This window comes from Bacteroides sp. ZJ-18, from assembly GCF_011038705.2.
Lineage (GTDB): Bacteria > Bacteroidota > Bacteroidia > Bacteroidales > Bacteroidaceae > Bacteroides > Bacteroides hominis.
Window position 1 is genome coordinate 1,854,941 of sequence record NZ_CP072198.1, and the last position, 26,466, is coordinate 1,881,406.

The 26,466-nt window shown below is 48.0% G+C and carries 22 protein-coding genes; 1 reads left to right on the top strand and 21 read right to left on the bottom strand.

Going from position 1 to position 26,466, the window contains the following annotated elements; all coding sequences use genetic code 11:
• Positions 1–54: 54 nt before the first annotated feature.
• From G7Y45_RS07370 to G7Y45_RS07450, 17 genes are all read right to left on the bottom strand, one after another.
• A complete protein-coding gene (locus G7Y45_RS07370) occupies positions 55–1,491 on the bottom strand; it encodes an NADH-quinone oxidoreductase subunit N (RefSeq protein WP_005775576.1) in 1,437 nt (478 codons plus the stop codon).
• A gap of 7 nt (positions 1,492–1,498) precedes the next feature.
• A complete protein-coding gene (locus G7Y45_RS07375; RefSeq protein ID WP_022011971.1) occupies positions 1,499–2,983 on the bottom strand; it encodes a NuoM family protein in 1,485 nt (494 codons plus the stop codon).
• A 12-nt stretch (positions 2,984–2,995) separates the two neighbouring features.
• Complete coding sequence (gene nuoL, locus G7Y45_RS07380) at positions 2,996–4,906, bottom strand: NADH-quinone oxidoreductase subunit L (RefSeq protein WP_165016905.1); 1,911 nt, start codon at positions 4,904–4,906, stop codon at positions 2,996–2,998.
• A 56-nt stretch (positions 4,907–4,962) separates the two neighbouring features.
• Positions 4,963–5,271 (bottom strand): NADH-quinone oxidoreductase subunit NuoK, encoded by a 309-nt coding sequence (nuoK, locus tag G7Y45_RS07385; RefSeq protein WP_005775579.1) that lies wholly within the window; start codon positions 5,269–5,271, stop codon positions 4,963–4,965.
• A 9-nt stretch (positions 5,272–5,280) separates the two neighbouring features.
• Entirely contained in the window at positions 5,281–5,793 is a 513-nt protein-coding gene (locus tag G7Y45_RS07390; RefSeq protein ID WP_165016902.1) for an NADH-quinone oxidoreductase subunit J, read from the bottom strand.
• A 6-nt stretch (positions 5,794–5,799) separates the two neighbouring features.
• A complete protein-coding gene (locus G7Y45_RS07395) occupies positions 5,800–6,279 on the bottom strand; it encodes an NADH-quinone oxidoreductase subunit I (RefSeq protein WP_005775581.1) in 480 nt (159 codons plus the stop codon).
• 16 nt (positions 6,280–6,295) lie between these two features.
• Positions 6,296–7,372 (bottom strand): NADH-quinone oxidoreductase subunit NuoH, encoded by a 1,077-nt coding sequence (gene nuoH / locus G7Y45_RS07400; protein WP_005775582.1) that lies wholly within the window; start codon positions 7,370–7,372, stop codon positions 6,296–6,298.
• Between the two features lie 35 nt (positions 7,373–7,407).
• Entirely contained in the window at positions 7,408–9,000 is a 1,593-nt protein-coding gene (locus G7Y45_RS07405; protein ID WP_032540834.1) for an NADH-quinone oxidoreductase subunit D, read from the bottom strand.
• A 38-nt stretch (positions 9,001–9,038) separates the two neighbouring features.
• Positions 9,039–9,629: an NADH-quinone oxidoreductase subunit B gene (locus tag G7Y45_RS07410; RefSeq protein ID WP_032531159.1), complete on the bottom strand. Its 591-nt coding sequence runs from the start codon at positions 9,627–9,629 to the stop codon at positions 9,039–9,041.
• The gene (locus tag G7Y45_RS07415; protein WP_005775585.1) at positions 9,620–9,970 is read right to left on the bottom strand and encodes an NADH-quinone oxidoreductase subunit A; all 351 of its coding nucleotides are present in this window, start codon (positions 9,968–9,970) and stop codon (positions 9,620–9,622) included. Before G7Y45_RS07415 ends, G7Y45_RS07410 begins: the two co-directional genes overlap by 10 nt.
• Positions 9,971–10,120: 150 nt before the next feature.
• Positions 10,121–10,498: a hypothetical protein gene (locus G7Y45_RS07420; RefSeq protein ID WP_005775587.1), complete on the bottom strand. Its 378-nt coding sequence runs from the start codon at positions 10,496–10,498 to the stop codon at positions 10,121–10,123.
• Positions 10,499–10,631: 133 nt separating this feature from the next.
• Positions 10,632–12,083 carry a TrkH family potassium uptake protein gene (locus tag G7Y45_RS07425; protein ID WP_005775588.1) on the bottom strand — a complete coding sequence of 484 codons (1,452 nt, stop codon included), beginning with the start codon at positions 12,081–12,083 and terminating at the stop codon, positions 10,632–10,634.
• A gap of 4 nt (positions 12,084–12,087) precedes the next feature.
• Positions 12,088–13,428: a Trk system potassium transporter TrkA gene (trkA, locus tag G7Y45_RS07430; protein WP_005775589.1), complete on the bottom strand. Its 1,341-nt coding sequence runs from the start codon at positions 13,426–13,428 to the stop codon at positions 12,088–12,090.
• A gap of 40 nt (positions 13,429–13,468) precedes the next feature.
• On the bottom strand, positions 13,469–15,415 hold the full coding sequence (gene dxs / locus G7Y45_RS07435) for a 1-deoxy-D-xylulose-5-phosphate synthase (protein ID WP_005818453.1): 1,947 nt from the start codon (positions 15,413–15,415) through the stop codon (positions 13,469–13,471).
• 650 nt (positions 15,416–16,065) lie between these two features.
• Entirely contained in the window at positions 16,066–17,406 is a 1,341-nt protein-coding gene (locus tag G7Y45_RS07440) for an alpha/beta fold hydrolase (protein WP_005818455.1), read from the bottom strand.
• A complete protein-coding gene (locus tag G7Y45_RS07445) occupies positions 17,403–17,699 on the bottom strand; it encodes a hypothetical protein (RefSeq protein ID WP_032531193.1) in 297 nt (98 codons plus the stop codon). Before G7Y45_RS07445 ends, G7Y45_RS07440 begins: the two co-directional genes overlap by 4 nt.
• 170 nt (positions 17,700–17,869) lie before the next feature.
• On the bottom strand, positions 17,870–19,003 hold the full coding sequence (locus tag G7Y45_RS07450; RefSeq protein ID WP_005775597.1) for an acyltransferase family protein: 1,134 nt from the start codon (positions 19,001–19,003) through the stop codon (positions 17,870–17,872).
• Between the two features lie 202 nt (positions 19,004–19,205).
• On the opposite strand from G7Y45_RS07450, the gene G7Y45_RS07455 reads away from it, so the two are divergent.
• A complete protein-coding gene (locus tag G7Y45_RS07455; RefSeq protein WP_165016899.1) occupies positions 19,206–19,853 on the top strand; it encodes an HAD family hydrolase in 648 nt (215 codons plus the stop codon).
• 75 nt (positions 19,854–19,928) lie between these two features.
• On the opposite strand, the gene G7Y45_RS07460 is transcribed toward G7Y45_RS07455, so the two are convergent.
• Genes G7Y45_RS07460 through G7Y45_RS07475 form a run of 4 tightly spaced genes read right to left on the bottom strand, consistent with a single transcriptional unit; the run spans position 19,929 to position 26,426 of the window.
• Positions 19,929–21,485, bottom strand: coding sequence for a sulfatase (locus G7Y45_RS07460; RefSeq protein WP_005775601.1), 1,557 nt, complete (start codon positions 21,483–21,485; stop codon positions 19,929–19,931).
• Positions 21,486–21,505: 20 nt separating this feature from the next.
• Positions 21,506–23,584 carry a Sip1-related alpha-galactosidase gene (locus G7Y45_RS07465; protein ID WP_165016896.1) on the bottom strand — a complete coding sequence of 693 codons (2,079 nt, stop codon included), beginning with the start codon at positions 23,582–23,584 and terminating at the stop codon, positions 21,506–21,508.
• An 8-nt stretch (positions 23,585–23,592) separates the two neighbouring features.
• Entirely contained in the window at positions 23,593–24,975 is a 1,383-nt protein-coding gene (locus G7Y45_RS07470) for an alpha-L-fucosidase (RefSeq protein WP_165016893.1), read from the bottom strand.
• 5 nt (positions 24,976–24,980) lie between these two features.
• Complete coding sequence (locus tag G7Y45_RS07475) at positions 24,981–26,426, bottom strand: sulfatase (protein ID WP_122329766.1); 1,446 nt, start codon at positions 26,424–26,426, stop codon at positions 24,981–24,983.
• Positions 26,427–26,466 lie beyond the last annotated feature (40 nt).

Consider the following 26,466-nt stretch of genomic DNA (forward strand, 5'->3'; position numbering starts at 1 on the left):
ACGTATCTTTATCTCCTTCTCTGTGTCCTCTGCGTCCTCTGTGGTGAAATATGGTTAAGCAAACTTATCGATTCCCTGATAGATGCAGCTTGCGATACCTAAGGCTATGATGCCCAATGTACAAAGTGCGAGACTTAACTTGGTATAACCGTCACTGCGGAAAGCGGGGATGGGTTCTTCGTTGGGATTGATATACATGGCTTTCACGATCAGCAGGTAGTAGTAGAGTGAAACTACTGTGTTGATCAGGGCAATGAATACCAGTAAATGGAACCCACTGTTGAATGCGGCCATGAAGATGAAGAACTTGGAGAAGAAACCCGCAAACGGAGGGATACCGGCCAGTGAGAACAGGGCAAGTGTCATGATGAAAGCCAGTTTGGGGTTTGTCCGGTACAGTCCGTTATAGTCGTTTATTTCTACCTTGTTGCTACGTTGCTCCACAATCGAGATAACCGCAAACACACCTAAGTTTGCTGCCAGGTAAACCAGTACATAATAAACCAGGGCGGTCATTCCCATCGCACTGCCACCTATGACACCCAGCATGATGTATCCGGCCTGAGAGATGGCTGAGAATGCCATGAAACGTTTTAGGTTCTGCTGGCGGATGGCAAAGAGATTGGCAATGGTGATTGAGGCAATAGTTACCCAGAACAGTACTTCCTGCCATTGTGCCGTCATCGGTGCAAATACTTTCGTCAGGATGGTCATCAGCACGAAAGCTGCCGATCCTTTGGAGATCACACTTAAATAGGAGGTCACGGCCGTGGGTGCACCTTCGTATACGTCGGCGGTCCAGAGATGGAAGGGAACCAGGGAGATCTTGAATCCCATGCCGGCAAAGAAGAACACGAAAGCCATGACCTGAAGCATGTTACCTGTAATGTGTTCGGGCAGGTCATCGAAGTAGAGAGTGCCTGACGTTCCGTAAATCATCGAAAGACCGAACAGCAGCAAGGCACTTGAGAACAGAGCTGTCAGGATATACTTGGCACCTGCTTCTGCGGAGTGGTGGCGGTATTTGTCGAATGCCACCAGTGCGGCCATAGGGATACTCGCCATTTCCAGCCCGATGAAGAACATCAGGAAGTGTCCGGCAGAGATCATGAAATACATACCTAACAGGGTGGAGAGTGTCAGGACATAAAACTCTCCCTGCTTGATGCTGGTGTCTTCACGCTTCAGCCATTCGTGGGCCATCAGTATCACGATGAGAGTACCTACGTTGAGCACTGCTTTGATGATGGTTTGCATCGGTGCATACTGATACATTCCGCCGAAAGCCTCCGCCGGAGCTCCGGGGAAGAGGTTGATTACGGTGTGGATGGTCAGCAGGATGACAGCCGGCAAGGTAAGCGACCTGGTAGGTAGTTTGGGAGCCGTGCCTTTATGGTCCGGGCAGGTAAACAGGTCGACCACAAACAGGATGAGGATAACCGCTATCAGCGATAGCTCCTCTTTCATATATAGAAATTGTGAATAATCCATCTTCTTTTTATGGTATTAAGTGTGAAACAACGGGCAATACACTTTCGCCGATCATGTGGCTTACCCAGAAAGGAGCCATACCCAGTCCGGCAACACAAATAATGAGACAGATAACGGCGAAGCGTTCATCCCAAGTTGCGTCTGTCAGTGCCAGGTGATGCTTGTTGGTACAAGTCCCATACAGAATCTTGCCTACCAGCCGGAGGATGTAGACCGCAGTAATGACAATGGATGAACAAGCGATAATGGTCAGTGTGCGGTGGAACACATCGAAGTTCTGGAATGAACCGACAAAGATGGTCATCTCGGCTACGAAGCCGCTGAGTCCCGGAAGTCCCAGGTTGGCAAGTCCGGCAATTACATAGCAGACACTGAGGAACGGCATCACTTTCATCAGTCCGCTCAGCTCGCGTACGTCGCGGGTATGTGTACGTCCGTATATCATACCGATGAGGGCGAAGAACAATGCTGTCATTAACCCGTGGCTGAGCATCTGGAGTACTGCACCGGTGGCGGCTGTCTGGTTCATCATCAGGATAGCGAAGAGCACCAGACCACAGTGGCTCACTGACGAGTAGGCATTAATATACTTCAGGTCGGTTTGCACACAAGCGCTGAAGGCACCGTATACAACCGATATACCTGTCAGGATCAGGAAGATCCAGCCCAGTTCGTTGGCAGCTTCCGGCATCAGGTACATGGCGATGCGGAAACATCCGTAACCTCCCAGTTTCATCAGTACGCCGGCATGCAGCATGGAGACGGCAGTCGGTGCCGAGGCATGACCGTCGGGGCTCCATGTGTGGAAAGGAAAGAGTGCGCCCAGTACGCCGAATCCCAGGAAGGTGAGCGGGAACCAGATGCACTGTTGTGCGAACGGGATGTTGTGCAGCCGGGCTATTTCGAGGATGTTCATTGTCGTCCCGCCGGCACCGAAGAATATGCCCAGAATACCGATCAGCAAGAAAGCCGAACCACCCATCAACATCAGGGTCAGCTTCATGGCTGCGTATTCCTTGCGTCCCGAGCCCCATACACCGATCAGCAGATACATCGGGATCAACGCGATTTCGTAGAACATGAACATGGTGAACAGATCGATGGAGATGAAGAATCCGAATACTCCCATCGACAGGAGTGTGAACCACAGGAAGTATTCTTTGGTCAGCGGTTGCAGCTTCCAGGAAGCGAAGGTACCGGTGAAAACAATGACGGCACTAAGCAGCAGCATGGCTACCGATATTCCGTCGACTCCTACTGAATAGGATATGTGGAGGGGAGCATACCATACTGTGTCGGCACGGAACAGCATTTCGGCTGTGGCTCCTGCCTGGCGCTCGCCTAAATAAAGGAACGTCAGCACAATACTCAGGATAAGCAACGCTGTACTTCCCGCTACCATCACTCCACGGATGGCTTTAATGCCTTTGGCAAGGTATAACCCGCCAAGCATCAGCAGAGGAATGAGTACGAATAAGGATAAAAAGTTCATATCTTTTGTGCTTTATAAGATTAATATTAAGATCAGTATCAATGCTCCAAGCAAGAATACGTAAGCGTATTGCTGTACACGTCCGCTTTGCAGTCCCCGTATCTCGTCGCTTGTGGCGTGGGTTCCCCAAGCTATGAAGTTGAAGAATCCGTCTACTACGTGGCGGTCGAACCAAGCGATCGGCGTAGAGATGCAACGGAAGATGATGCGGTGCGTGATGAACTGATATACTTCGTCGATATAGAAACGGTGGTAGGCTGCCCGGTGCAGTCCGGCGAACCGTTTGGCAAGTTTATCTGCCAATGGCTGTTGCGGACGCAGGTACATGCAAGTGGCCAGAACGATGGAGCCCACGGCAATCACTACGCTGGTGACGGCCACTGAAGTTTCCAGATGAATGGTATACGATTCACCGTTGGCACTGATGAAATGTCCGAAAGGAATGAAACCAGCCACACAAGTGACGGCAGCCAGGAAGATTAACGGAACAGTCATGGTGAGGGGAGACTCGTGTGGAGTGTGTGCGTCACTTGCTCCATTGCTTGCCGACTTTTGCCCGGGCGTTACACCGGCCCAGAAAATGCCGTAGTAGAGACGGAACATATAGAAGGCAGTCATAGCCGCGATGATTGTCATCACCCAACCCATCACAGGGCTGTACTGGAAGCAAGCTGCCAGAATTTCATCTTTAGAGAAGAAACCTGAGAACGGAGGAATACCCGCGATGGCAAGACAGGCTATCAGGAAGGTGATATGCGTAATCGGCATGTACTTACGGAGTCCGCCCATGGCGGACATCTCGTTGGAATGTACGGCATGAATGATGCTGCCGGCACCCAGGAAGAGCAATGCCTTGAACATGGCATGTGTGAAAAGATGGAACATGCCGGCCATATAGCCCAGTCCTCCGTGATGCGGGTTGGAAGAGGTGCAGACACCTAATGCCACAATCATAAAGCCGATTTGTGAGATGGTGGAGAAAGCAAGTACACGCTTGATATCACTCTGTACGCAAGCCACGCTGGCTGCATAAAACGCAGTGAAAGCGCCCACCCATCCGATCAGGTGCAGTACGTCCGGTGCATATTCGATGAAGAGCGGGAACATGCGTGCCACCAGATAGACACCGGCTACCACCATGGTAGCGGCATGAATCAATGCACTGACAGGAGTCGGACCTTCCATGGCATCCGGTAACCAGATGTGCAGCGGGAACATGGCACTCTTGCCGGCACCGCCGACAAACATCAGTCCGAGGGCCAGAGGTAACATGCTGGCGCCACCGCTCAACATCGAAACTGTGTCGGGAGTGAAGCCGAATGTACCTCCGTAATATCCGTATAGCAGGATACCGATCAGGAATCCCAGGTCGGCGAAGCGGGTTACGATGAACGCCTTTTTGCTGGCGGCAATGGCTGCCGGGCGGGTATAGTAGAAGCCTATCAGCAGGTAAGAAGATACACCTACCAGTTCCCAGAACAAATACATCTGGAAGATATTGGTTGCCACTACCAGTCCGAGCATCGACATGGTGAACAAGGACAGGAATGCGTAGTATCGCTGGAATCCTCGTTCACCTTTCATATAACCGAAGGAGTAGATATGTACCATCAGGCTGACAGTGGAGATCACGATCAGCATCATTACCGAAATAGGGTCGAGCAGGATGCCCAGGTTGAATGTCAGTGTCTCCGTAAACGGAAGCCATTCGAAGTTATAAGGAATGAGCGTGGCGAACGTTCCGTCCGCCAGGCGGGGAGCCGAAAAGTATTGTATGGCCGTGATGTACGAAAGTACGGTCACCGCTGCCAATACCAGCGTGCCAATGGTGCCCGCTGTCCGGTGGCTCATCCACTTGCCTCCTATCCCTGTTGTCAGGAAGGAGAGGAAGGGGAGAAGAAGGATCAGAATTGTATATTCCATAATCTATCTGTTGTTGTATATTATACTATGTTTATACTGCAGGAGGTATGCTCTGCCTACCATTTTAATTCATCGAGATTCTTTACCTGTATACTGCGTATATTGCGGTAAATATTAATCATGATGGCAATGGCGATAGCCGTTTCCGCAGCCGAGATGGCGATGGAGAACAGGGCAAAGAAATATCCTTCCAGCTCTCCGGGGAAAAGGAAACGGTTGAATACGGCAAAGTTGATATCGGTCGCATTCAGCATCAGTTCCACAGAGATCAGGATTGCAAGTGTGTTGCGCCGGGTGAAGAACCCGTATATTCCTGCAAACATCATGATGGTAGAGACCACCAGATAATATTCCATGTGTATCATCATATCTTTCTATCTTTTACGTGCAATTAATAATCCGCCTACGATACAAGCCAGCAACAGTATGCTGACTGCTTCGAAAGGCAATACATATCCATATTTGCCGCTGCTTAGCAGTGCATGCCCGATGGTCTTGATACTGATTTCTACCGGTTCCGGATCGCTTGTCGGTACGAATTTGTGGGTCAGTGTGATAAAGAGCACCAGTGCCGCGCCTACTATGGTCGTGGCGAGTCCCGCCAGGAATTTACTCTGTTTCAGGTGAGCCGCCCGGTCGCCTTCTCCACTCGTCAGCAGGATGGAGAATACGTAGAGCACCACAATACCTCCGGCATAGACCATGATCTGTACCGATCCGAGGAAAGTATACCCCAACAGAAAGTAGATGCCTGCTGTGCCGAAAAGCACAAACAGCAGATAGGTGGCCGAACGTACGATGCGTTGTGTAGTCACCGTCAGTATGGACATGGCAATGATGAACACTGCCAGAAAGTAGAATACTACTGTTTCAAGTGTAAGTCCCATATTCTTTTATTCTTTTTTCTTTTCGATTACTTTACTGCCTTCGTGATTGAGCTGCAGGATGAGCTTGCTCCGGTCGAATACGGCATGCTCAAATACCTGGTCGAAGGTGATTGCGTCGTGCGGGCAGGCATTGACACATAGCTGGCAGAAGATACACGAGCCGAGGTCGTACTCATACTTTGCCAGTATTTTCTTCTTTTTACCCTCTTCCGTTTCAACGGTCTCACTGGTCACTTTGATGGTATCATTCGGACATGCCATCTGGCACAGTCCGCAGGCTACGCAGCGATGCTCATTGTTTTCGTTGTGAGGCATGGTCAATGTACCGCGGAAACGGTCGAACATCTTGAGTTCTGCACGGTTTTCCGGGTATTGTTCGGTTACTTTCTTCCGGAAATACACCTTGATGGTGGTTTTCATACCCGTCAGCAGGGAGCCGATGCCTTGCATCAGGCCACCTAAATATGTATATTCTTCATTCTTCATTTTTCAGTCCTCCGGGTTAGAAGTGCAGTCCGAAGACTACGATTAATACCATGATTACCAGATTGACCATCGAAATGGGCACTAAATATTTCCATTCCAGATTCAATATCTGATCAATGCGCAGACGTGGAAAAGTCCACTTGATCCACATCAGCAGGAATACCACGAAGAATGCCTTGCCAAAGAACCAGATGAAGCCCGGGATGTAATCCATTACGGCATTGAATCCGTCCAGACCGACGATATGCAACGGCATCCAGCCTCCGAGGAAGATAGTGGCAGCTACGGCGGCTACGATAAACATATTCAGGTACTCGGCCAGGTAGAAGAATCCGAAGTGCATACCCGAATATTCGGTATGGTAGCCCGCTGTCAACTCACTTTCCGCTTCGGGAAGGTCGAACGGGCCGCGGTTACATTCTGCGTTTCCGGCTATCAGGTAGATAATGAAGGCGATCACCGCCGGGATGTGTCCCTTGAATATAAACCATCCGTTGGCCTGGCTCTCTACGATTTCAGAGAACTGCATGGTACCCATCAGTACCACCATCGTCAGGATACTGAGTCCCACGGACAGTTCGTAACTGATGATCTGTGCACCGCTTCGCATGGCACCGATCAGTGAGAACTTGTTGTTCGAGCCCCATCCGGCCAGCAGGATACCTACCACACCGATGCTCGAAGCCGCCAACAGGAAGAATACACCCACGTTGAAGTCCAGCACTTCCAGCCCCTTGCTGATGGGCAGGCAGGAGAAGGTGAGAAACGAAGCGATAATCACCATGAACGGAGCCAGGTTATAGAGGAATTTATCCGAGTGTTTCAGCTCGATGATTTCTTTGGTCATCATCTTAAGCACGTCACAGAGCACCTGGATGCTTCCCCACTTTCCTACGCGGTTCGGTCCCAGACGGCACTGGAAGAAACCGCATACCTTACGCTCCATATAAATAAGGAGAATGGCAAGTATGGCATACAGGGCCACAATGCACACCCCGATTACGACACATTCAATGAATACAGCCAGCCCCTCCGGCATGACGGAGGTCAGAGTCTGGTGTATCCAGCTTGTTATTATACTAAAGTCAAACATATGCTATATTTACGATTAGACGATTTACTATTTACTTATCTGTCGATATCCGGCACCACATAGTCCAGCGTTCCGCCAATGGCGATCAGGTCGGCAATCTTGGCTCCCCGGCAGATGGTATCGACAGCCGAAACCAACGGCAGTCCCGTCGAACGGTAATGCAGGCGGTAGGGGGTCTTGTCTCCGTGGCTCTCGAGGAATACCCCGAATTCACCTCGGCTGCCTTCGACAGCAGTGTAGTAACTTCCCTCCGGCACCCGGATGATAGGTTTCATCTTCTCCTGTATCGGTCCTTCCGGAATGTTGTCTATCAACTGTTCGATGATGTTCAGACTTTCCATAATTTCATCCATACGTACCATGTAGCGGGCAAAAGAGTCACCTTCGGTGTAAACGATCTCTTTAAAATCTACTTTGTCATATACACCATAAGGCATACGTTTGCGCACATCGCATGCCCATCCGCTGGCACGGCCTGTACCACCGGTGCATCCGAAGGAAATAGCATCTTCGCGGCTCAGTACGCCTACACCTTTCAGGCGTTGCCGGGCAATGACGTTGCCGGTAAATACGTCGTGATATTCGTGAATGATGCCACGCATGTAGGGGATGAATTTTTTCACTCTCGGGATGAAGTTCGGGTGTAGATCCGCTTGTACCCCACCAATAGTATTATAGTTCATAATCAGACGTCCGCCACAGGTCTCTTCGAACATGTCCAGAATCATCTCACGGTCACGGAAACCGTAGAAGAAAGCGGTCAGTGCTCCCAAGTCCATCGCGAGGCACGAATAGAACAGCAGGTGGGAGTCGATACGCTGAAGTTCGTCCATAATGGTACGGATGTACTTCACACGTTCGCTGACTTCGATTCCCATTGCTTTTTCGATGCACATGCAAAGGGCATGGCGGTTCTGGTGTGCTCCTAAATAATCGAGCCGGTCGGTCAGTGCAAGGGTTTGCGGATAGGTGAGGCTTTCGTTCATCTTCTCGATTCCCCGGTGGATGTAGCCGCAGTTGGCATCGAGTTTCCTGATGGTTTCGCCTTCAAGCGATACGCGGAAACGCATTACTCCGTGGGTGGCCGGGTGTTGTGGTCCGATATTGACTACATATTCACGGTCATCAAAGATGACATTCTCCTGGGTTTGGTAAGTTCCGTCCGGGTTCAGTTCTATTTCCTGCGTGGTGTCATAGGTCTCTTCATTGTCCATACGCAACGGGTTATCCTTTTCCGGATTATTATCTTTACGCATCGGATATCCTACCCAGTCGTTACGCAGATAAAGGCGCCTCATGTCGGGATGTCCGATGAATACAATGCCATAATAGTCGAATACTTCACGTTCGTTGAAGTCGGCCGCTTTCCAGATGTCACTGACGGAAGGGATTTCCGGAGTTTCGCGGTTATCTGTGGATGTTTTTACAGCGATGCGTTCGCCGGTTACGCTCGATTCCAGATGGTAGACTACTCCAAGTCCCCGGGTTACGTTCGGTGCGTCGCCTTCCTCTGCCACTCCCCAGTCCATGCCTGTCAGGCTTTCGAGAAAGTCCATCTGCTTTTCGTTACGCAGACGCAGCATCTCGTCGTGTAGTGCTGCGGGTTCTATGTATTTTATTTCTTCCATATTTTAATGATTAATGCGAATCTGTGATGCATCTGGGTTTATTCCTTCTCAGGTTTCTTCTCTTTTCGGTTTACTCCTCCGAAGAATTTTTCTATCTTCACTTTGCGTTGCAGTTGCATCATGCCGTAATAGAATGCTTCGGGACGGGGCGGACATCCGGGAATGTATACATCGACCGGAAGAATCTTGTCTACTCCGTTTACCACATGATAGGACTTGCGGAACGGACCGCCGCTCACTGCACATCCTCCTACGGCAATCACATATTTGGGATCTGCCATCTGATCATACAGGCGCTTCAGTACCGGGGCCATTTTATTGGTGATGGTTCCGCATACCATAATCATGTCGGCCTGTCGCGGGCTGGCACGGGCTACTTCAAACCCGAAGCGGGCCATGTCATAACGCGCGGCACCCAGTGCCATGAATTCGATACCGCAACAGCTGGTTGCGAAAGTAAGCGGCCACAGCGAGTTGCTGCGTCCCCAGTTGATAAGATCGTCAAGCACTCCCACGAAGACGTTGGCTCCGCCTTCATTGAGTTCTTTGACCATCTTTTCCAACGATTCGTTATCGATGAAGTCTTCATAGGGGATAGACTTTATTTTGGGCTTTTTCATTATTTCCATTCCAGTGCTCCTTTCTTCCAGGCATAGGCAAGGCCCAGAACCAACACAACTAAAAAGAAGAGAATACTAATTAATCCTTGGGGTCCCAGATCGCGGGCAATCACTGCCCAGGGAAACAGGAATACCGTTTCGACGTCGAACATCAGAAACAGGATAGCAAACAGGTAGTAACCTACGCGGAACTGCATCCATGATTTACCGCGTGTAGGGATACCACATTCATACGCTTCGAACTTTTGCGCATTATACGATCGTGGTGAGATAGCGTTTGAAAGGGCTATCACCACACCGACAAAGGCAATTGCGGTCAGCAGAACGACAACTAACAATGTAAAATTCATAATCCAATAGTATGTTTAGATTGAATAATCTGAAAGATGCAATAAATCGTCACACCTCTGAGTGACAACTGATTGAGAAAGGGTTGATAGCTACAGGACACAAGTGAATCTGTTCACAAATGGCATCGCTGTTCGTAGCTTGTAGCTTTCCTAAATAATGATTTTCCTTAATCCGTAGACATAGTAGGTCAGTGGATCCGACGGATTGTATGTATGTGAATAGATTGAATGATCTGATAAGGGATTATTTCTCATTCTGTATTTATGGAAGACCGTTTCGGGACGGATAAAGCTTTTATCCGTTGGTACATGAGAAATATCTGCATGACCCATTTCGCAGGGCATGATGGTACAATAAAAATGGAATCGCTCCAGAATGTTCCGGTTTGCAGGAGCGGCTTGTGAAATAAAACATTCGTCCTGATCCGGATCTTCTATTATATAAGAGGTATTTGCCGCCTTCATCGTTACCGAATGAAGCAGCACGGCAAGCGCTATCAGTATATAATATTTTAAGCTTTGTTTCATTTCTATTCCTTAAACGGTTGCAAATATAGAATTTAATTTCATCTCTTTTGCAAACTCCATGTGACAAAAAAGGTTTTTTAATAAATCATATATTGTTCTATATTATACAACAAATGAGGTTATCCTCTTGTTTCTAATTCCTTTTCCAAAAATCTGAACTGAATAAAAGCAGTACGGTAAACAGCTCGAGACGTCCCAGCAACATGAGGAATGACAACAACCATTTTGCCAGTTCGGGAAGTCCGTTCCATGAATAAGCGGGGCCGCAGCTACCCAGTCCGGGACCCATATTGCCGATACTTGAAATCACCGTACCGATGGATTCGGTAAAGCCTACTCCCATTGCCATCATCAATAGTACACTGATGATGATGATAACGGCATATAGAAACGAGAAGGCCAGTACCGTCGAGAGTATGGAAGGGGAGATGACCTGTTTGTTCACCCGGACCGGGAGCACTGCATTCGGGTGTACGATGTGTTTAAACTCATTCCGTGATACCTTGGTGAGAATCACCATCCGGATGCATTTCATACCACCTGTGGTACTTCCGGCACAGGCACCTATCAGCATAATGACAGTCAGGGTTCCCCAGAGTACAGGTACCCATTGCATATAGTCGGCCGTTACAAATCCGGTGGAAGTATGAAGCGAAGCTACTTGGAAGAAAGCTTTACGGAATGATTCTTCTGCGCCCATTGAAGTAGTACGGTAAAGTACCGCTGCGATGAATCCGGTAAAGATAATCACTGACATGACGTACCATTTCAGCTCGGCATTCTGGGATACCTTCTTCAGCTTGCCGGTAAATAATAATAGAAGCAGCGTAAAGTTGATTCCGGACAGGAACATAAAAATGCCTATTACATATTCTATATAAGGTGAGTTGTAGTAAGCTATGCTGTCTTGTTTAGTGGAATAGCCTCCTGTACCTGTGGTGGCGAACGAATGGCAGATACTGTCAAACAATCCCATGCCGCCGAATAACAACAGAATTACTTCGATGGCTGTCAGTCCGGCATAAATCGTCCATATCCATTTGGCCGTCACGCCGATACGGGGGTGCACTTTATCGTAAGTCGGTCCGCTCGATTCGGCTGCGAAAAGCTGTACGCCGCTCACTCCGAAAATGGGCAGTACGGCAATGGTAAAAAAGACAATACCCAGTCCGCCTATCCATTGTGTCATGCTTCGCCAGAAAAGGAGTCCGTGGGGCAGTGCCTCTATGTCGTCAAGAATGGTGGCTCCGGTACTGCTGAATCCTGACATTGTCTCAAAGAAGGCGTTGGTAATGCTTGGTATGTAATGGCTAAGGTAGAACGGGAGCATTCCGAAGAGGGAGAATACGACCCATGCCACACTGACAATGACATATCCGTCGCGTCGGTTGAGTTGTTTTTCAGCTCCTTTTCCGACGGCAAGCAGGAGGATACCGACCAGAGTGGTCAATCCCGCCGACAATAGGAAACTGTTCAGGTCGTCTTCACCGTAAATCAGCGAAACGCCCGCACAGCAGAGTAACAGGGCGGTCTCTATCAGCAAGAGAAAACCTGTAATGCGGTATATCATTTTGGAGTTTATCATACCATCAATTAAAGTACTTTTCTATCTTCTTGATCATCATGCTCAGGCAGAATACGACGACGTGGTCGCCTGCCTGGATAAGGGTGTCGCCCGTAACCAGTACACCTTCACCATTGCGGATCAGGCCGCCGATGGTAGTCCCCTTGGGCAGTCCCAGGTCTTTCACTTTGTTTTTGGTGATTTTTGCGTTTTCGGGTACAGTGAATTCCGCTACGTCCGCATTGGCAAAGGTCAGGCATTTCACGTTCGACACGTCCGCATCCAGCATCATCTGGTAGATGTGGCTGGCAGCAATCATTTTCTTGTTGATTACCGTACCGATATCCAGACTTTCGGCCATACCGATGTAGTCGATATTTTCGACTTCGGCCACAGTTTTGCTCACTCCCATGCGTTTGGCGGCAAGGCAGGCCAGGATGTTGGTTTCCGAGTTGCCGGTCAAGGCTACGAAAGCTTCCGTATTCTTTAGCCCTTCTTCGATGAGCAAGTCCATGTCCCGTCCGTCTCCGTTGATGATCATTGTCTTGTCATCCAGTAATTCCGTCAGGCGATTGCAACGGTTAATATCATTATCTACGATTTTCACTTGCATGTAATCCGGTACATACTGCGCCGTACGGACGGCAATGCGGCTGCCACCCATGATCATGACGTTGCGTACATCGGCATATTCTTCCTTTCCGGCTATTTTTCGGATGTAAGGGATGTATTTCCGGGTTGTGGTGAAGTAAACGATATCGTGTAACTTGATGGTATCGTCTCCCCGGGGAATGATGGTTTCAGTACCTCGTTTGATGGCTACCACGTGGTAGGGGATGTCCGGTGCACCCAGTTCGGCCAGTGTAACGTCCAGTATCTCCGCTTTTTCACGCATCTTTGTACCGATCAGGATCAGTGAGCCTCCGCAGAATTCCCACCATTGGCGTACCCAACTCATGCGCATGGACGATACGATCTCCTTGGCAGCCAGCATCTCCGGGTAAATCAGTGAGTCGACGCCCAATTTCTGGAAAAACTCTTTGTTCTTCGGCAACAAGTACTCGTAGTTGTCGATGCGGGCTACTGTCTTTTCGGCTCCCAGATTGGTGGCAAGCATACATGCTGTCATGTTCCGGCTCTCGTCGGGGGTGACGGCTATAAAGAGATCTGCCTCTTTGATGCCTACCTCTTTCAGGCCGGAGATGGATGAAGGAGAGGCCGTGACAGTCATCAGGTCAAAGTTCGAACTGAGTGTGCTTAGTTTTTCTTCGTCGTCATCCATCAGGATAATATCCTGTTTCTCGCGTGAGAGTAATTTAGCCAAGTGTGTGCCTACAGCTCCGGCACCAGCAATAATTATCTTCATTTTGATTGCAAATTGCGGTTCTATTGCGTATTCTCGGAGATTAAGAATGGGCAGTCATGCAACTTTCCACAGGAGCGTCCATCCGTAATTCGTTTTTAGTAATTGCCTTGTAAATGCCTTCTTCATCCATCCCGCACAAGTGATAGAGTTGCTGTACCGATCCGTGTTCAATAAACTTGTCCGGTACACCGATACGCCTGATTTCGGGATAATATCCGTTGTCGGCCATGAACTCCAGTACGGCACATCCCATACCGCCTTTTATAATGCCGTCTTCCACTGTTATGACGTGGCGGAACTTTTTACCTACTTCGTGCAGTAACTCTTCATCGAGCGGCTTAAGGAAACGCAGGTCATAATGTGCCACAGAAATACCTGTTTCGGCTTCGGCACGTTCGATGGCACGGGCAGCCAACTTGCCGATAGGACCAATCGTGATTACCGCCAGATCATCTCCGTCCTTCAGTTTGCGTCCTTTTCCTACGGGGATCTCTTCCAGCGGGCATTCCCAATCTACGAGTGAACCCCGTCCACGAGGGTAGCGGATGGCGAAAGGTCCTTTGTCGGGCAATTGGGCGGTATACATCAGGCGGCGTAACTCGTGCTCGTCCATTGGTGACGAGATGGTCAGGTTGGGTATAGGGCGCAGATAGGCCATATCGAACACACCGTGGTGTGTCGGTCCGTCTTCACCTACCAGTCCGGCGCGGTCGAGGCAGAACACTACGTTCAGTTTTTGTATCGCTACGTCGTGAATGATATTATCGTATGCCCGTTGCATGAACGATGAATAGATGTTGCAGAAAGGTAACAGGCCGTCTTTGGCCATACCTCCTGAGAAGGTTACGGCATGTCCTTCGGCGATGCCTACGTCGAAAGCGCGGTCCGGCATGCGGTCCATCAGTATGTTCATCGAGCAACCGCTTGGCATGGCGGGAGTGACCCCCATAATCAGTTTATTCTTTTCTGCAAGTTCCGCCAGTGTATGACCGAACACATCCTGGAAAAGCGGTGGCATTCCGTCTGTATTGGCTACAATCCGTTTTCCCGTTACAGGGTCAAATTTACCCGGAGCATGCCATATGGTGGCCTGTTTCTCTGCCGGACCGAATCCTTTTCCTTTGATGGTGTGTAGATGCAGGATTTTGGGTCCCTGCATATCTTTGATGTCATGCAGGATGCGGGCTATGTTCTTTACGTCGTGCCCGTCGATAGGGCCGAAGTAACGGATATTCATTCCCTCGAAAATGTTCTGTTGCTGGGCTGCCAGTGACTTCAGGCTGTTGCCCAGCCGTATCAGGGCTTTCCGTCGCTCTTCGTTGAGCAGACCCATTTTAAACAACAACCGTGATGTCTTGAAACGCAACTGATTGTAGCGGTTCGAGGTAGTGAGGTTAAATAAGTATTGTTTCATGCCACCTACACTGCGGTCGATGGCCATATCGTTATCGTTGAGTATAATCAGCAGATTGTTTGCGGTAGACGAAGCATTGTTCAGACCTTCGAAAGCCAGTCCGCCGCTCATGGATCCATCACCGATTACCGCTACTACATGGCGGTCCCGTTCTCCCTTTCGTTCAGCTGCCACTGCCATGCCGAGCGCTGCCGAGATGGAGTTGGAGGCATGTCCGCAAGTGAATGTATCATATTCGCTTTCTTCGGGTGAAGGAAAAGGGCGGATTCCGCCCAGTTTACGGTTCGTAGAGAAGGCTTCCCGTCGTCCGGTCAGTATTTTATGTCCATAAGCCTGATGGCCTACATCCCATACAATACGGTCGTAAGGAGTATTGTACACATAATGCAGTGCTACGGTCAGTTCCACTACACCGAGGCTGGCCGCGAAGTGTCCCGGGTTGCACGATAGTTCCTTGATGATGTCTTGCCTCAATTCATCGCATACCTCCGGCAGCTGATCTACACTGAGTTGGCGCAGGTCTTCGGGGTAATTGATAGTGTTTAGCAAGCTATATGTTGGTTCATTCTTCATGATTCGGGCAAATTTAAATGCAAATTTAGTAAAAGAAAGCGGAAGGAGCATCTTTTTGATTGGAAATTTAATAGGTAAGGGCGGAAAGAGAGGCGGACCGATAAACTTGCGGATGGTGGGATGGCTTATAATGTGGTATCTTCTTTCGTTAACATTGTTAATGCCATTTCAAAAATGTTTTCTTCCTGTTTGCATAGAACAAGTGTTTTGCATTTAAAAGGCTTGTTCTTTGCAGACAAAAGACTTGTTTTAACATAATGTTAAATCAAACCTTTTGCTTACTAAAGAATGAAGGTCTTGAAATTGTTGATATCGAGAGGGATAATACGTTCCTTCGTTTTTCTGTACTCTGATTTATCCGCTTGAAATTATAGACGATACTTGTCAAAGTCACAATGATATTAAGGCTTTGCTAACGGACACCGGTTTTGTGTTGCAATGTTGCACCGGGGACTCTGAATCCGGTTTAAAATGATTGGAGGGTTGTCCTGCAAGAATGAGGCATAGAGGTACTTATACGGATAAACGAAACATCCTTGTTTCTACTATCATCTGTTTCTGAAAGAATGGTGAGATGATTATTCATTCCCCTATTCCTGATTAGCCACTGTATGTGCGTGATATGCGGGTGATACAGAGGAATCCGGTAACTATCGTTTTGGGGGGTGGTTGATGAAAGCTGCGATGTCATCCATTACATAAGCGGGAATAGGGGCGGGACGGCTGTATTCAAGGGGGACTGACTTACCTTCTCCTTCCTGGAATAAATGATTGAGTCGGGGATAGGTTTTAAACATTGCCTTGGGATTCCCTGCCAGAGCGGTGTGCCATAAATCGAAATCATGCATGGTGACCTGGTAATCACGTTCGCCTTGAAGGACGAGTATGGGGAGAGCCAGTTTGCGAACTACTTCCAAAGGCTTATATTGATTGGCAAATGCCCAGTAAGCGTGTGGAAGATTCATGGGTAAAGGAATGGTGATATCGAACGTATCTGTATCCAGCTTTTTCACATTGTCCACTTGTTTTTGTAACTGAGCTATGTCTTTTTGAATATCGTTTGTGGATGGGAGTGCAGAGGCGAGATATTTTACTTGACTTATGAACAGATCTTCAAGCGGACGGGCGGCGCCTGCGAGTAAAATAATTCCTGCCGGAGTTTTATCGCTACATTGGGCGATGCGGGGAGCCAGAGTTCCCCCCAGACTATGTCCGAGGATGTAAATTCGTCCGGGATCTATAGTCGGTATTGATTCGGCAAGCTTTACTGCCGAAAGGGCGTCATCTACCGATTCTTCATCGAAAGTAATTTCTTTGCCCGCAGGCGCGCTATCGGCTCCATACACTTTGGTGCGCTTATCGTAACGGATCACGGCTATTCCGCGCTCGGCCAATCCGTACGCTAAGTCCCGGAAAGGTTTGTTGACTCCTACCGTTTCGTCGCGGTCGTTGGGACCCGAGCCATGTACTAAAATGACTACCGGCAGGTTTTTGCCGTTTTTAGGAAGAGTCAGTGTGCCGGGAAGCTTAAAGCTTCCCGTACAAATTTGTATGTCTGTTTCTTTTATTTTATCTTGTACCGATGCTGTCGGGGGAGTGGCATTTGTAGCCGGAACAGGTACGAAACGAATGGTATTCACCTTTCCGTCCGGATTGAATGCTGTGAGAAAACGTAGTGGAATACGTTCGAATTTAGCGTCGCAGTAATAAATAGTCATACCGTTTATTTGTTCGTTTTTCCACTCTCCGTGCGACTGGTACTTACCTACTTGTTGTTCTAATTGCTTGAATAGTCCGTTCAGCATTTCAACGGAAAGCATTTTCCGGATGTTATCGTCCAGATGCACATACACACTGTCTCCTTTACCTGCAATCAGTCGGTCGAGCAGTTCGGATGCCTGTTGCATACGATCCTGTGCTTGCAATACAGGGGTTGCCGCCAGCAGTAGCCATAACAGGCACATCCCTTTGAATAGATTGTTTTTTATCATAACTTGTTTATTAAGAAATCTCCGATAAAAAATAGAGTTCCGAAGAAAAAGATTCCGTAAATCAGTAAGGAGACAGAAGTCAGCCAACGGGGTTGTTTCCGCTCTCCGGCGGCACGGATACGTGCGAACGTACTGAACAAACATTCGGCGGCGGCAAACAGAACTATCAGATAGATGATCAGGTCGGTCCACGATTGCAGCCAAAGATCTTTGAGGTTACCTATCAGGCATACCAGTATCACGATGACTACAAAATATGAAATACGCATTAAGTCAGTTTTCTTTGATCCCATAGGCATCTCCTTTCTTTTTTTAAGTTCATATTCTTCCCTTTGGGGTGCTATTTCACAAACTTAAAATATTTTCTTTGAAAAAGAAGTTTTCCGGACTGATTCCGTATTCCTGTTAACAAATATTATGATAACGGTGTCGGCCTGTCAACGAAGTTATTGTCCTTAGTTCTCTATACTCTCAAAAAGATGGAGCGTTGGTAGAGCAGCCATAAGATGACATATACGATAGATATGCTGACTAAAGAAATTAATACAGGATAGTAGGCACCCATATAAGGTTCGAGCCCATAAAACAGTGAATTTCCTATGCATCGGAAATCGAAGATGCAATCCAGCAAGTAGGCGAGGATAGAGTTCATTCCATATACTTTCAGCAGCGTCAGGTGAGAGCGGTGTTGTTTATAATCGATCCAGTAATAAAACAGTCCCATCAGCAGGAAGCAATAACCACTGCTGACCAGTACCATCGAACTGGTCCATATGGTTTTGATAACTGGAAATACGAGTCCCCATGTCCAGCCTGCGAGAACCATGCCTGCACCGATGCCAAAGTACAACCGAAGCTTATGTTTACCTTCTGTTGCATCTTTGGCAATGTAACCGGCAAACAATCCGGTCATTACAGTGACTATAAAATTCAGGCTGCTCAGTATCCATGTATAATAGTAACCTTCAGCAAAAATGATGGTTCCGTTTTCTACGGAAGCTCCGTCCCGGAAACGTCCCAATACAGTCCGGTCGATCCATTCTGCCAGATTACCTTCGGGAGTATAATTGCCACCTCCGTAGCCATCGATGCTGATGAACTTCATGGCAGCCCAATAAATGAGTAGCAATGCAACGCAGAGAACGATTTGAGTTTTTCTGCCGGTATAGAGAAACAATAAGGCAGCAGCAATATATCCCGTAGCGATGGATTGCAGAGTGTTTGTATACAGATACAGATGATCGGGATCAAAAGACAATAGGTTACCTTGGCACATCATGCCGAAAATCCAGAGTAACAGTACTCGCTTACATAACCGATAGATCAGTTTACTCTTGTCTGCCTCCCCTTTGAATCGGGATAGAGCGAATGGGATAGAGATTCCGGACATGAAAAGAAATAAGGGCATGATTAAATCCCACGGGGAAAAGCCGATCCAGTCGACGTGTCGCAGGCACCAGTTTACTCCATCCAGATGGGGAGAGTCTATGGCTCTGACTAAAGTTCTTAACAAGGGGCCTAATGCCACCAGAAAAAAGAGGTCCAGTCCTCTTAAAGCGTCCAATGATTCTAATCGTTGTCTTATCGGCTGTTTCATACAGATGTGTTTTTAAAGCATCAGAATAAATAGATAGTTACTAATAAATACGTGTATAAGAGCCTTATCCCTCAAAATTCAATCCCTTTTTTGTCACTGTCGTCTTCCCGTTAACAATTATTATAAAGCTTGTCGGTGGGATGACAGTAAAGTTAGCGCTGGATTATCCGTATCTTTGTCGTAAACATAGAGATATAAAGAGATGAAAAAACTGATAATATTCGATTTGGATGGTACTTTATTGAATACCATCGCCGATCTGGCACATAGTACGAATCATGCTTTGCAAGTTTTGGGATACCCTACTCACGAAGTTGCTTCCTATAACTTTATGGTGGGCAACGGTATCAATAAGTTGTTTGAGCGTGCATTGCCCGAAGGAGAGAAGACGGAAGAGAATGTGCTCCGTGTCCGTAAAGAATTTCTTTTGCACTACGATCGGCATAATGCTGACGAGAGTCGTCCTTACCCGGGAATTTCGGAATTACTGGAAGCATTGCAGAATAAAGGCCACAAATTGGCCGTGGCTTCCAACAAATATCAGGCAGCCACCGAGAAACTGATTGCACATTATTTCCCCGGGATACGGTTCGTTGCCGTATTTGGCCAGCGTGAAGGTGTGAAGGTAAAGCCGGATCCCACTGTGGTATATGATATCCTGCAGATAGCCGATGTACCGAAAGAAGAAGTATTGTATATCGGCGATTCGGGAGTAGATATGCAGACGGCTATCAATAGCGGGGTTACTTCCTGTGGAGTCACGTGGGGATTCCGCCCCCGTACGGAGCTTGAATCGTTCTGTCCTGATTTTATAGTGGATAAGGCGGAAGCTGTTTTGTCTATTGTTTAATAAGTAAAGAGGAAAACTGAAGGTTCTACGGGGCTTCAGTTTTCCTCTTTTATAAAGTTGCGTCTATTCGCGCGGTTATTTGATTTCGTCCGGCCAGGGGCATGGTTTTCCGGTGGCTTTGAACGATGGGCGTTGTCCGCCGACTTTACGCAGATAGTTACCCAGATCTTTTGACAGGTGTTTTACGATATCCGGATGCTGGGCTGCCAGATTATTCTTTTCACCTATATCTTGAGGAATGTTGAACAGCTCTTTCTTACCGTTTTCATAATAATAAATCAACTTCCAGTCTCCTTTACGTACCGTACAAGTCGGGCCTATACCCGGACCGTCGTTACCCCAATGGTTCGGGAAGTTCCAATACAGGCTGCGTCCTTTCGAAGGGTCGCCTGTCTGCTTTAATAGCGGGATAAAGCTGATACCATCAATCGGCTGAACAGTTTTGTAATGCTTCACTTGTGCCATCTCAAGAATGGAAGGATAGAAATCCTCGATAATCAGATACTTGTCACATTTGGTATCCGGTTTCACTACACCGGGCCAACGTACGATCATCGGTTCGCGCACACCACCTTCGTAAGCAGAACCTTTGCCGCTGTTGAGTGGAGAGTTTTGCGTATGTAATTTGCCGTCACGCCATCCCGGTTCGCTGGACAATCCTCCGTTGTCACTCATAAAGATGACGATGGTATTGTCTGCTTCTCCGTTTTTATCCAACCAGTCCATCAGGTCGCCTAAACTCTTGTCCATACCCTCAATCAGGGCGGCGTAAGCGGCTTCTTTAGGAGTCAGTCCTTTGTCGATGTATTTTTGGTAGAAACGTTTGTCTTTATCGATGGGAACATGAATGGCGTAGTGTGCCATGTAAAGGAAGAAAGGCTGATTGTATTCTTTGGCGTGGTTCAGTGCTTTTATGGCTTCCAGAGTCAGTGCTTCACTTACAAAAGTGTCTGTTCCCCAGTATTTATCCAGTCCCGGAACGGCAAACCAAGGATTCGGCTTTCCGTCCGTCCGGTTTCCATAATTGTTTTCACCCAGATAACTGGCCAGTCCGCCTCCTGCATGTCCGGCAATGTTCACTTCAAATCCCATGTGATAAGGACTCTCTCCCGGAGTATTCACTGCGCCGAAGTGTGCTTTTCCGCAATGAATCGTATGGTAGCCATTGTCTTTCAGAATTTCTGCCAGCGAGGTCGCCTGGAAAGTATGGTCGATGTTGGGGACCTGACAAACACCGTTAACGTTCCAGTCCGCTACATTGAATACATCGCTCGGACGGTCTGTTTGCTGACCTTTGGGATAGGTCCAGTTTGTCACCCGGTGACGGGCGGCATTCGTTCCCGTAATCAGGCTGCAGCGGGTAGGCGAACTGATACTGCTGGCATAGGCCTGCGTGAACATTACGCCTTGTTTGGCAAGACGTTCCATGTTAGGGGTTTCGTACACTTCATTATAGTGCGTTTTTTGTGTCCAGAAAGGTAGCGAGGTATCCTGCCACCCCATGTCATCCACCATGAAAAGGATGATGTTGGGACGTGTGTCCATGCGTCCGTCGGACTGTTGGCTCTGTGCTTGCAGAGCAGGGGCAGCCAATGGAGCCAGTGCGAAGGGAATGATTAGTTTTTTATTCATCGTGATATATATTTAGAGTATTACTTTTTGAGGGTTATTTCTCCGGGAGTTTTGATCCGGATACTTCTTAGTTCCTGTCCTCCGGAAGTCTCTGCCCATACTTTTAAGGTTCCGGGGCAAAGTACATTGAGAGTCAGTTGGTCCGGTGTGGAGGAGAGGATCTCTACGGTTGCGGGAGACAGATACTTCTCTTGTATGCCGATTACGGCCCAACCGTTGCGGATGGGGCATAAATGGAACAGTTCGTCTGTAAATCCCTCAAGTTTCACGGGATATGCCGAAGTCAGTTCGGTGGCTGTCCGAGCCTTCCAGTCGAACAGGAGTATCCGCCCGGAGGAGGTCATGTCCGGTTTTCCGGTAAGGGTTTCTCGTAACAGATAATCTTCTTTGGCAATTCCGGCTGTCACTTCCCGGTATTTGGAAGAAGTGTTCAGATTGTAGCAGATGATGCTTACTGCTTCATCTCCCGTGGGAGCAAATACCCGATATGCCTTTCCATCCTGTAACGGGTTGGTAAGGATTGATTCGGGAGTCGGTATGGCAGGTGCTGCCGGACGGAATATCTTTCCGTTGTTGTCAATCAGTGGGAAGATGTTTTCACTGACAAATTCTTTCGGTGAATCCGAAAGATAAACCGGTCCGCCGGAGATGGCTTTCGATCGTGCCATCAGGCTGCCGCAGATCGTGTCGCTGGAATGAAACATGTCATGATCCGGCCACACTGTCTGTCCTTGCAACAGGGTATTGGTGTACGATTGGAAAAGATGGGATTTAGCCATGTCTTCATCATACTTTTTGTAATCGATGCTGACGCGGGTTACTCCGCTATACAATGTATGGTCAGTATTGAGAGTGTTTTGTGCCATGCAGTTCATCAGCCCTACCTGTTGGTCGTGTGTCTGCCTTTCCAGTGCCAGATTGCATTCTTTAGCCTGCCGGACAACTTCTGTCCCACCCATATAGAGAGGTAAGGTGAACGCCTGATTGTCTATTTTGAGAAAATCGAATCCGTTGTTCTTTAGCGAACGTACGTAGTACCGGTAAAAATTATCGATGTTCCGGGGGCTTTTGCCGGGTAACAGGCTCCCGTTGAACGTGTAGAGGCTTTGCTTTATATCTGCCGGGAAGTCATTGTCGGAAGATATTCCTGCCCAGTATCCTGAAAGGGCGTACCATAATCCCATCCAGCGGATTCTGTCTTTGTTCTTGCGAGCCATGATTTTATTCCATCCGTTAGGGAAACGCTTCGGATCGGGAACAAAGCTCATCAGTTGGCGTTGTCTGTTGGCTATGTGCCCGTCATCGATCAGCACATAGCGTACGGGGATGCCGGACGCTTCGATGGCATCGAGATCATTCAGTATTTTAGTTTCGTCAATATCGTAGTGATAATGTTCCCACGTACACCATCCGAGGTAATTCAGTGCTTCGAAATACTCTTTGTCCGTACGCTTTTGCAGTGCGGAAGTTTTATGGTCTGCTATCAGTGTTTCGTAAGCCTGACGGAGTACCTGATAAATGCTGCCGGCATTTTGAGTTAATGCTACCGGCACTTTACCCGAGAGGCGGTCGCATCCGAGTGTGGATACATAGAGGTTCAGGGAACCGTCTTTGTTTATCTGGAACCAACTGAGACTATTATCTCCGGACAGAGCTTTTACGAAGAGGTAATTGCCATCGGCGAGTTGTAGTAACAATGCGTCTCCCAAAGTGGAAGGACGTGCATTTGAAGGAATACCGGGGTAGTTTTCCTGTGTAAGGTCTTTCAACCGACCGAACATCCAGGGCAAGAGCCGGTTGGTGTTATTAGGCCACTCGAAGTCGCCGGGACGGGAGTCTCTGCTGAAAAATGCACCTCGTACATAAGCAGGCAGCTGAATGTTGTAGCAAAGAGTAGATTGATTGTCGGGAACCGTTTCTGTGTACATGATCGGCGCAGATGTCCCGTCAATCCGGAGAGGTTCCGGAATCTGACAGGCATTTACATCTTTGAACGATTTACCTTTTTCATAGATAAACGTGCTTTGTGCGAGTATGGTCGTTCCGGAGAAGACCATACCCGCTAAAGCAAGCAAACTCATGATGAAATGTTTCTTCATTCTTGTGGTTAATTTACGGAGAAAGCACTGAAGTTTGTAATATCGGGCAGGGCAATGGATTGCAGCACTGTCAGCCGTAATGCCGTTGCTTCAATGGGATCGAATTTCTCGATCCGCTTGTGCCCTACGGATTCTCCGGTACATACGGTTTTCCATTTTCCGTCTACTTTAGCTTCGATTTTATATTGGCGGATGCGTTCTCCGTTTTTTATGTTTTCCTGAATAATGCAGTAATTGACCGATTGCTTGGATTTCAGGTTCAGAGTCAGGCTCTTCTTTTGTCCTGAAGTCTGTGCCAGAGGTGAAGTAAAACGGCGGTTGATTTCTTCACCCCACTCTTTGAGGCGTTGTTCGTCACCTGCGGGAATCAGACCGGTCGGATCGGGAGTCAGTCCGACAATCAGGGTTGCATTACGTCCGACGGACTTCTCGTACATATTCATCAACACATCCAGCGAATAAATGTTATTTTCGTCATCCGGTTCCCAGAACCATTCATGACGTCCGTTAGCTCCTCGCAGGGGAGTATCGGCCATGGCGGGTACCCAATATTTTCCGTCTTTGTCACCATGCTTCAGCAACTCAAGTTGGTTGACATTGCTTTCTATCCTTTTGTGATGTGAGCAGGGAGCCGGGAAGGTAGACCAACAAGGATATCCCACTGTCCCCGATTCAGAACCTCCCCAACGAAAGTCGGCACGGTCTATGTTATGGTAGAAGAGGCAATTGGGCTGATATTTATTGACTATCGGCTCTACATCCGGACCGTCTCCCCGGGGATCATCTGCTCCACCGTCAAACCAGATCATATAAAGGTCACCGTATCGGGTGCAAAGTTCTGTCACCATCTTTTCGCACAAGCGTTTGTACCAGGCCTGGCGGTTATGGGCGAATTCACCTTCTCCTTCGGCTTTAAAGTTATGAATACCCAGCAGAGAGTTCCAACGGATACCGATATAAATTCCGGGTTGTAATCCATATTTGCGGCAGGAGTTTACGAAATCACGGACAATGTCTCCTTTTCCGTCTCTCCATTTCACAGCTTTGAGGCAATATGGGTTTACGTCACTTTGCCATAGCCCGAAACCGGTTTCGTGGGTTGCGGTAAGTACGGCAAATTTGCATCCGGCGGCTTTGGCTGCTTGTACCCACTGGTCAGTGTTCAATTCGGTCGGATTAAAGATGTTGTAGTCTTCTATCGGGTTGATACGGTTGTTGCCTTGTCCATAACGTATTCCGTCGAATACATGAAGGTCATAGTGGAACACAGCTCCCATTTCAGCCTCGTGCCATTTCATTTGAAGAGGTTTGGGCACGGGAATGTTACTTTGTTGAGCCACACAATAGGTAGAAAAAAAGAGTAAGAGTAGGGTGTAATTAAGTTTGTTCATGGTGGTTAAGGGGTTATATAATTTGCAAATGGATCATTGGTTTGGGTAAGCCATGCTTGCAACTGCCGGCTGAATTTCCGTATCAGTTCGGGTTGTTGGTTGGCTATGTTGTCCATTTCATACGGATCGTTGTTACGGTCGAAAAGGATCACTTTATCGATTTTACCATCGGTGGCATGAACCACGTAAGTATATCGGTCGGTACGTAGCCCGCGGTAGCCGGTTGCGTGATTGTCATATTTCACGAAGTAGTAAGGCTGGACAATCTCTTTCGGTTCTCCGGTTATTATTGCGTTGCCCAAATCAAATGTCTGTACGGTAGAGGGTATTTCCTTTTGAAATCCCATCATAGAAAGTAGAGAAGGGTATAGGTCGGCAAAGGCAATCATCAGTTTATCATCCCGGCGGGGTTTGATTTGATCCGGCCAGGAGATGATCATCGGAATGCGCATTGATTCTTCGTAGAAAATATCTTTTCCGGCATTTTCGTGAGCACCCATGCAGATGCCATGGTCGGAAGTGAAGACCACGATGGTATTATCGAACAGATGATTTTGTTTCAATGCTTCGATAATGCGTCCTACATTTTCGTCTACCCCTGTGATGCAGGCATAGTAATTGCGGATGTTGTTACGGAAGTAGTCTCCCATTTCCGTGCCTTTTGCCGGAATATCCGGACGGTCTTTGCAGAGAGCTTCTACATCCAGATTTTTGTATATCTCTTTGTATCGGTCCGGTACCAGTTCGTATCCCGTGTGGGGCGGATTCATTGATACAACCAGTGCAAACGGCTGTTTCTTGTTCTTTTGTTCGTTGATGTACTCGATGGCTTTATCTGCTTCATATTCCGGTCCCCATTGGTTGACGTAGTAGAAGCTGTCCCGTGGGGCAGTTGTATTCCAGTACATGGGTTTAAGGTGATAGTCGTACGTTCCGTATGCTATCCAATGTTCAAAACCGTGGCGACGTTCGGGCGGACACCATTCATTCCATGCCACTTTTCCGCGGTTGTTGTAAGTATCTACGTAGGGTTTGTAAGGGGCATCCAGGTGCCACTTTCCGATATATCCGGTGTTGTATCCCTGATCTTTAAGTACATCACTCCAGCACCGGGCGTCTTGTGGGAGTTCCACTCCGTACGGGGCTGTGGCAGAATTGCAGTTACCGGTTACCTTGCTGGAGATGGGGTACATACCGGTCATCAACATTCCTCTCGCAGGCGATGACACCGGATAGCCACTGACAGCATTGGTGAAATTGATACCTTCGGCAGCAAGTTGGTCTAAACTGGGGGTTTGTACAGGCTCTTTGCCTATGCATCCCATTGCGTCTCCTCGATATTGATCGGCCATAATGAAGACCAGATTGGGGGGAGTTTGCTTTTCCTGTGCCTGTAGTCCTGTGGCCAAGATAGGCAAGGTAAGCAGTGTTTGAGGGATAATCTTTTTCATAATGCTGTAAAGTTACATCTTTTCTATAAAAATACAATTT

What these genes read in the sequence shown, in the direction of transcription:
- G7Y45_RS07370 (WP_005775576.1), bottom strand. Translation starts at nt 1,491, where the DNA reads ATGGATTATTCACAATTTCTATATATGAAAGAGGAGCTATCGCTGATA.
- G7Y45_RS07375 (WP_022011971.1), bottom strand. Translation starts at nt 2,983, where the DNA reads ATGAACTTTTTATCCTTATTCGTACTCATTCCTCTGCTGATGCTTGGC.
- nuoL (WP_165016905.1), bottom strand. Translation starts at nt 4,906, where the DNA reads ATGGAATATACAATTCTGATCCTTCTTCTCCCCTTCCTCTCCTTCCTG.
- nuoK (WP_005775579.1), bottom strand. Translation starts at nt 5,271, where the DNA reads ATGATACACATGGAATATTATCTGGTGGTCTCTACCATCATGATGTTT.
- G7Y45_RS07390 (WP_165016902.1), bottom strand. Translation starts at nt 5,793, where the DNA reads ATGGGACTTACACTTGAAACAGTAGTATTCTACTTTCTGGCAGTGTTC.
- G7Y45_RS07395 (WP_005775581.1), bottom strand. Translation starts at nt 6,279, where the DNA reads ATGAAGAATGAAGAATATACATATTTAGGTGGCCTGATGCAAGGCATC.
- nuoH (WP_005775582.1), bottom strand. Translation starts at nt 7,372, where the DNA reads ATGTTTGACTTTAGTATAATAACAAGCTGGATACACCAGACTCTGACC.
- G7Y45_RS07405 (WP_032540834.1), bottom strand. Translation starts at nt 9,000, where the DNA reads ATGGAAGAAATAAAATACATAGAACCCGCAGCACTACACGACGAGATG.
- G7Y45_RS07410 (WP_032531159.1), bottom strand. Translation starts at nt 9,629, where the DNA reads ATGGAAATAATGAAAAAGCCCAAAATAAAGTCTATCCCCTATGAAGAC.
- G7Y45_RS07415 (WP_005775585.1), bottom strand. Translation starts at nt 9,970, where the DNA reads ATGAATTTTACATTGTTAGTTGTCGTTCTGCTGACCGCAATTGCCTTT.
- G7Y45_RS07420 (WP_005775587.1), bottom strand. Translation starts at nt 10,498, where the DNA reads ATGAAACAAAGCTTAAAATATTATATACTGATAGCGCTTGCCGTGCTG.
- G7Y45_RS07425 (WP_005775588.1), bottom strand. Translation starts at nt 12,083, where the DNA reads ATGATAAACTCCAAAATGATATACCGCATTACAGGTTTTCTCTTGCTG.
- trkA (WP_005775589.1), bottom strand. Translation starts at nt 13,428, where the DNA reads ATGAAGATAATTATTGCTGGTGCCGGAGCTGTAGGCACACACTTGGCT.
- dxs (WP_005818453.1), bottom strand. Translation starts at nt 15,415, where the DNA reads ATGAAGAATGAACCAACATATAGCTTGCTAAACACTATCAATTACCCC.
- G7Y45_RS07440 (WP_005818455.1), bottom strand. Translation starts at nt 17,406, where the DNA reads ATGATAAAAAACAATCTATTCAAAGGGATGTGCCTGTTATGGCTACTG.
- G7Y45_RS07445 (WP_032531193.1), bottom strand. Translation starts at nt 17,699, where the DNA reads ATGGGATCAAAGAAAACTGACTTAATGCGTATTTCATATTTTGTAGTC.
- G7Y45_RS07450 (WP_005775597.1), bottom strand. Translation starts at nt 19,003, where the DNA reads ATGAAACAGCCGATAAGACAACGATTAGAATCATTGGACGCTTTAAGA.
- G7Y45_RS07455 (WP_165016899.1), top strand. Translation starts at nt 19,206, where the DNA reads ATGAAAAAACTGATAATATTCGATTTGGATGGTACTTTATTGAATACC.
- G7Y45_RS07460 (WP_005775601.1), bottom strand. Translation starts at nt 21,485, where the DNA reads ATGAATAAAAAACTAATCATTCCCTTCGCACTGGCTCCATTGGCTGCC.
- G7Y45_RS07465 (WP_165016896.1), bottom strand. Translation starts at nt 23,584, where the DNA reads ATGAAGAAACATTTCATCATGAGTTTGCTTGCTTTAGCGGGTATGGTC.
- G7Y45_RS07470 (WP_165016893.1), bottom strand. Translation starts at nt 24,975, where the DNA reads ATGAACAAACTTAATTACACCCTACTCTTACTCTTTTTTTCTACCTAT.
- G7Y45_RS07475 (WP_122329766.1), bottom strand. Translation starts at nt 26,426, where the DNA reads ATGAAAAAGATTATCCCTCAAACACTGCTTACCTTGCCTATCTTGGCC.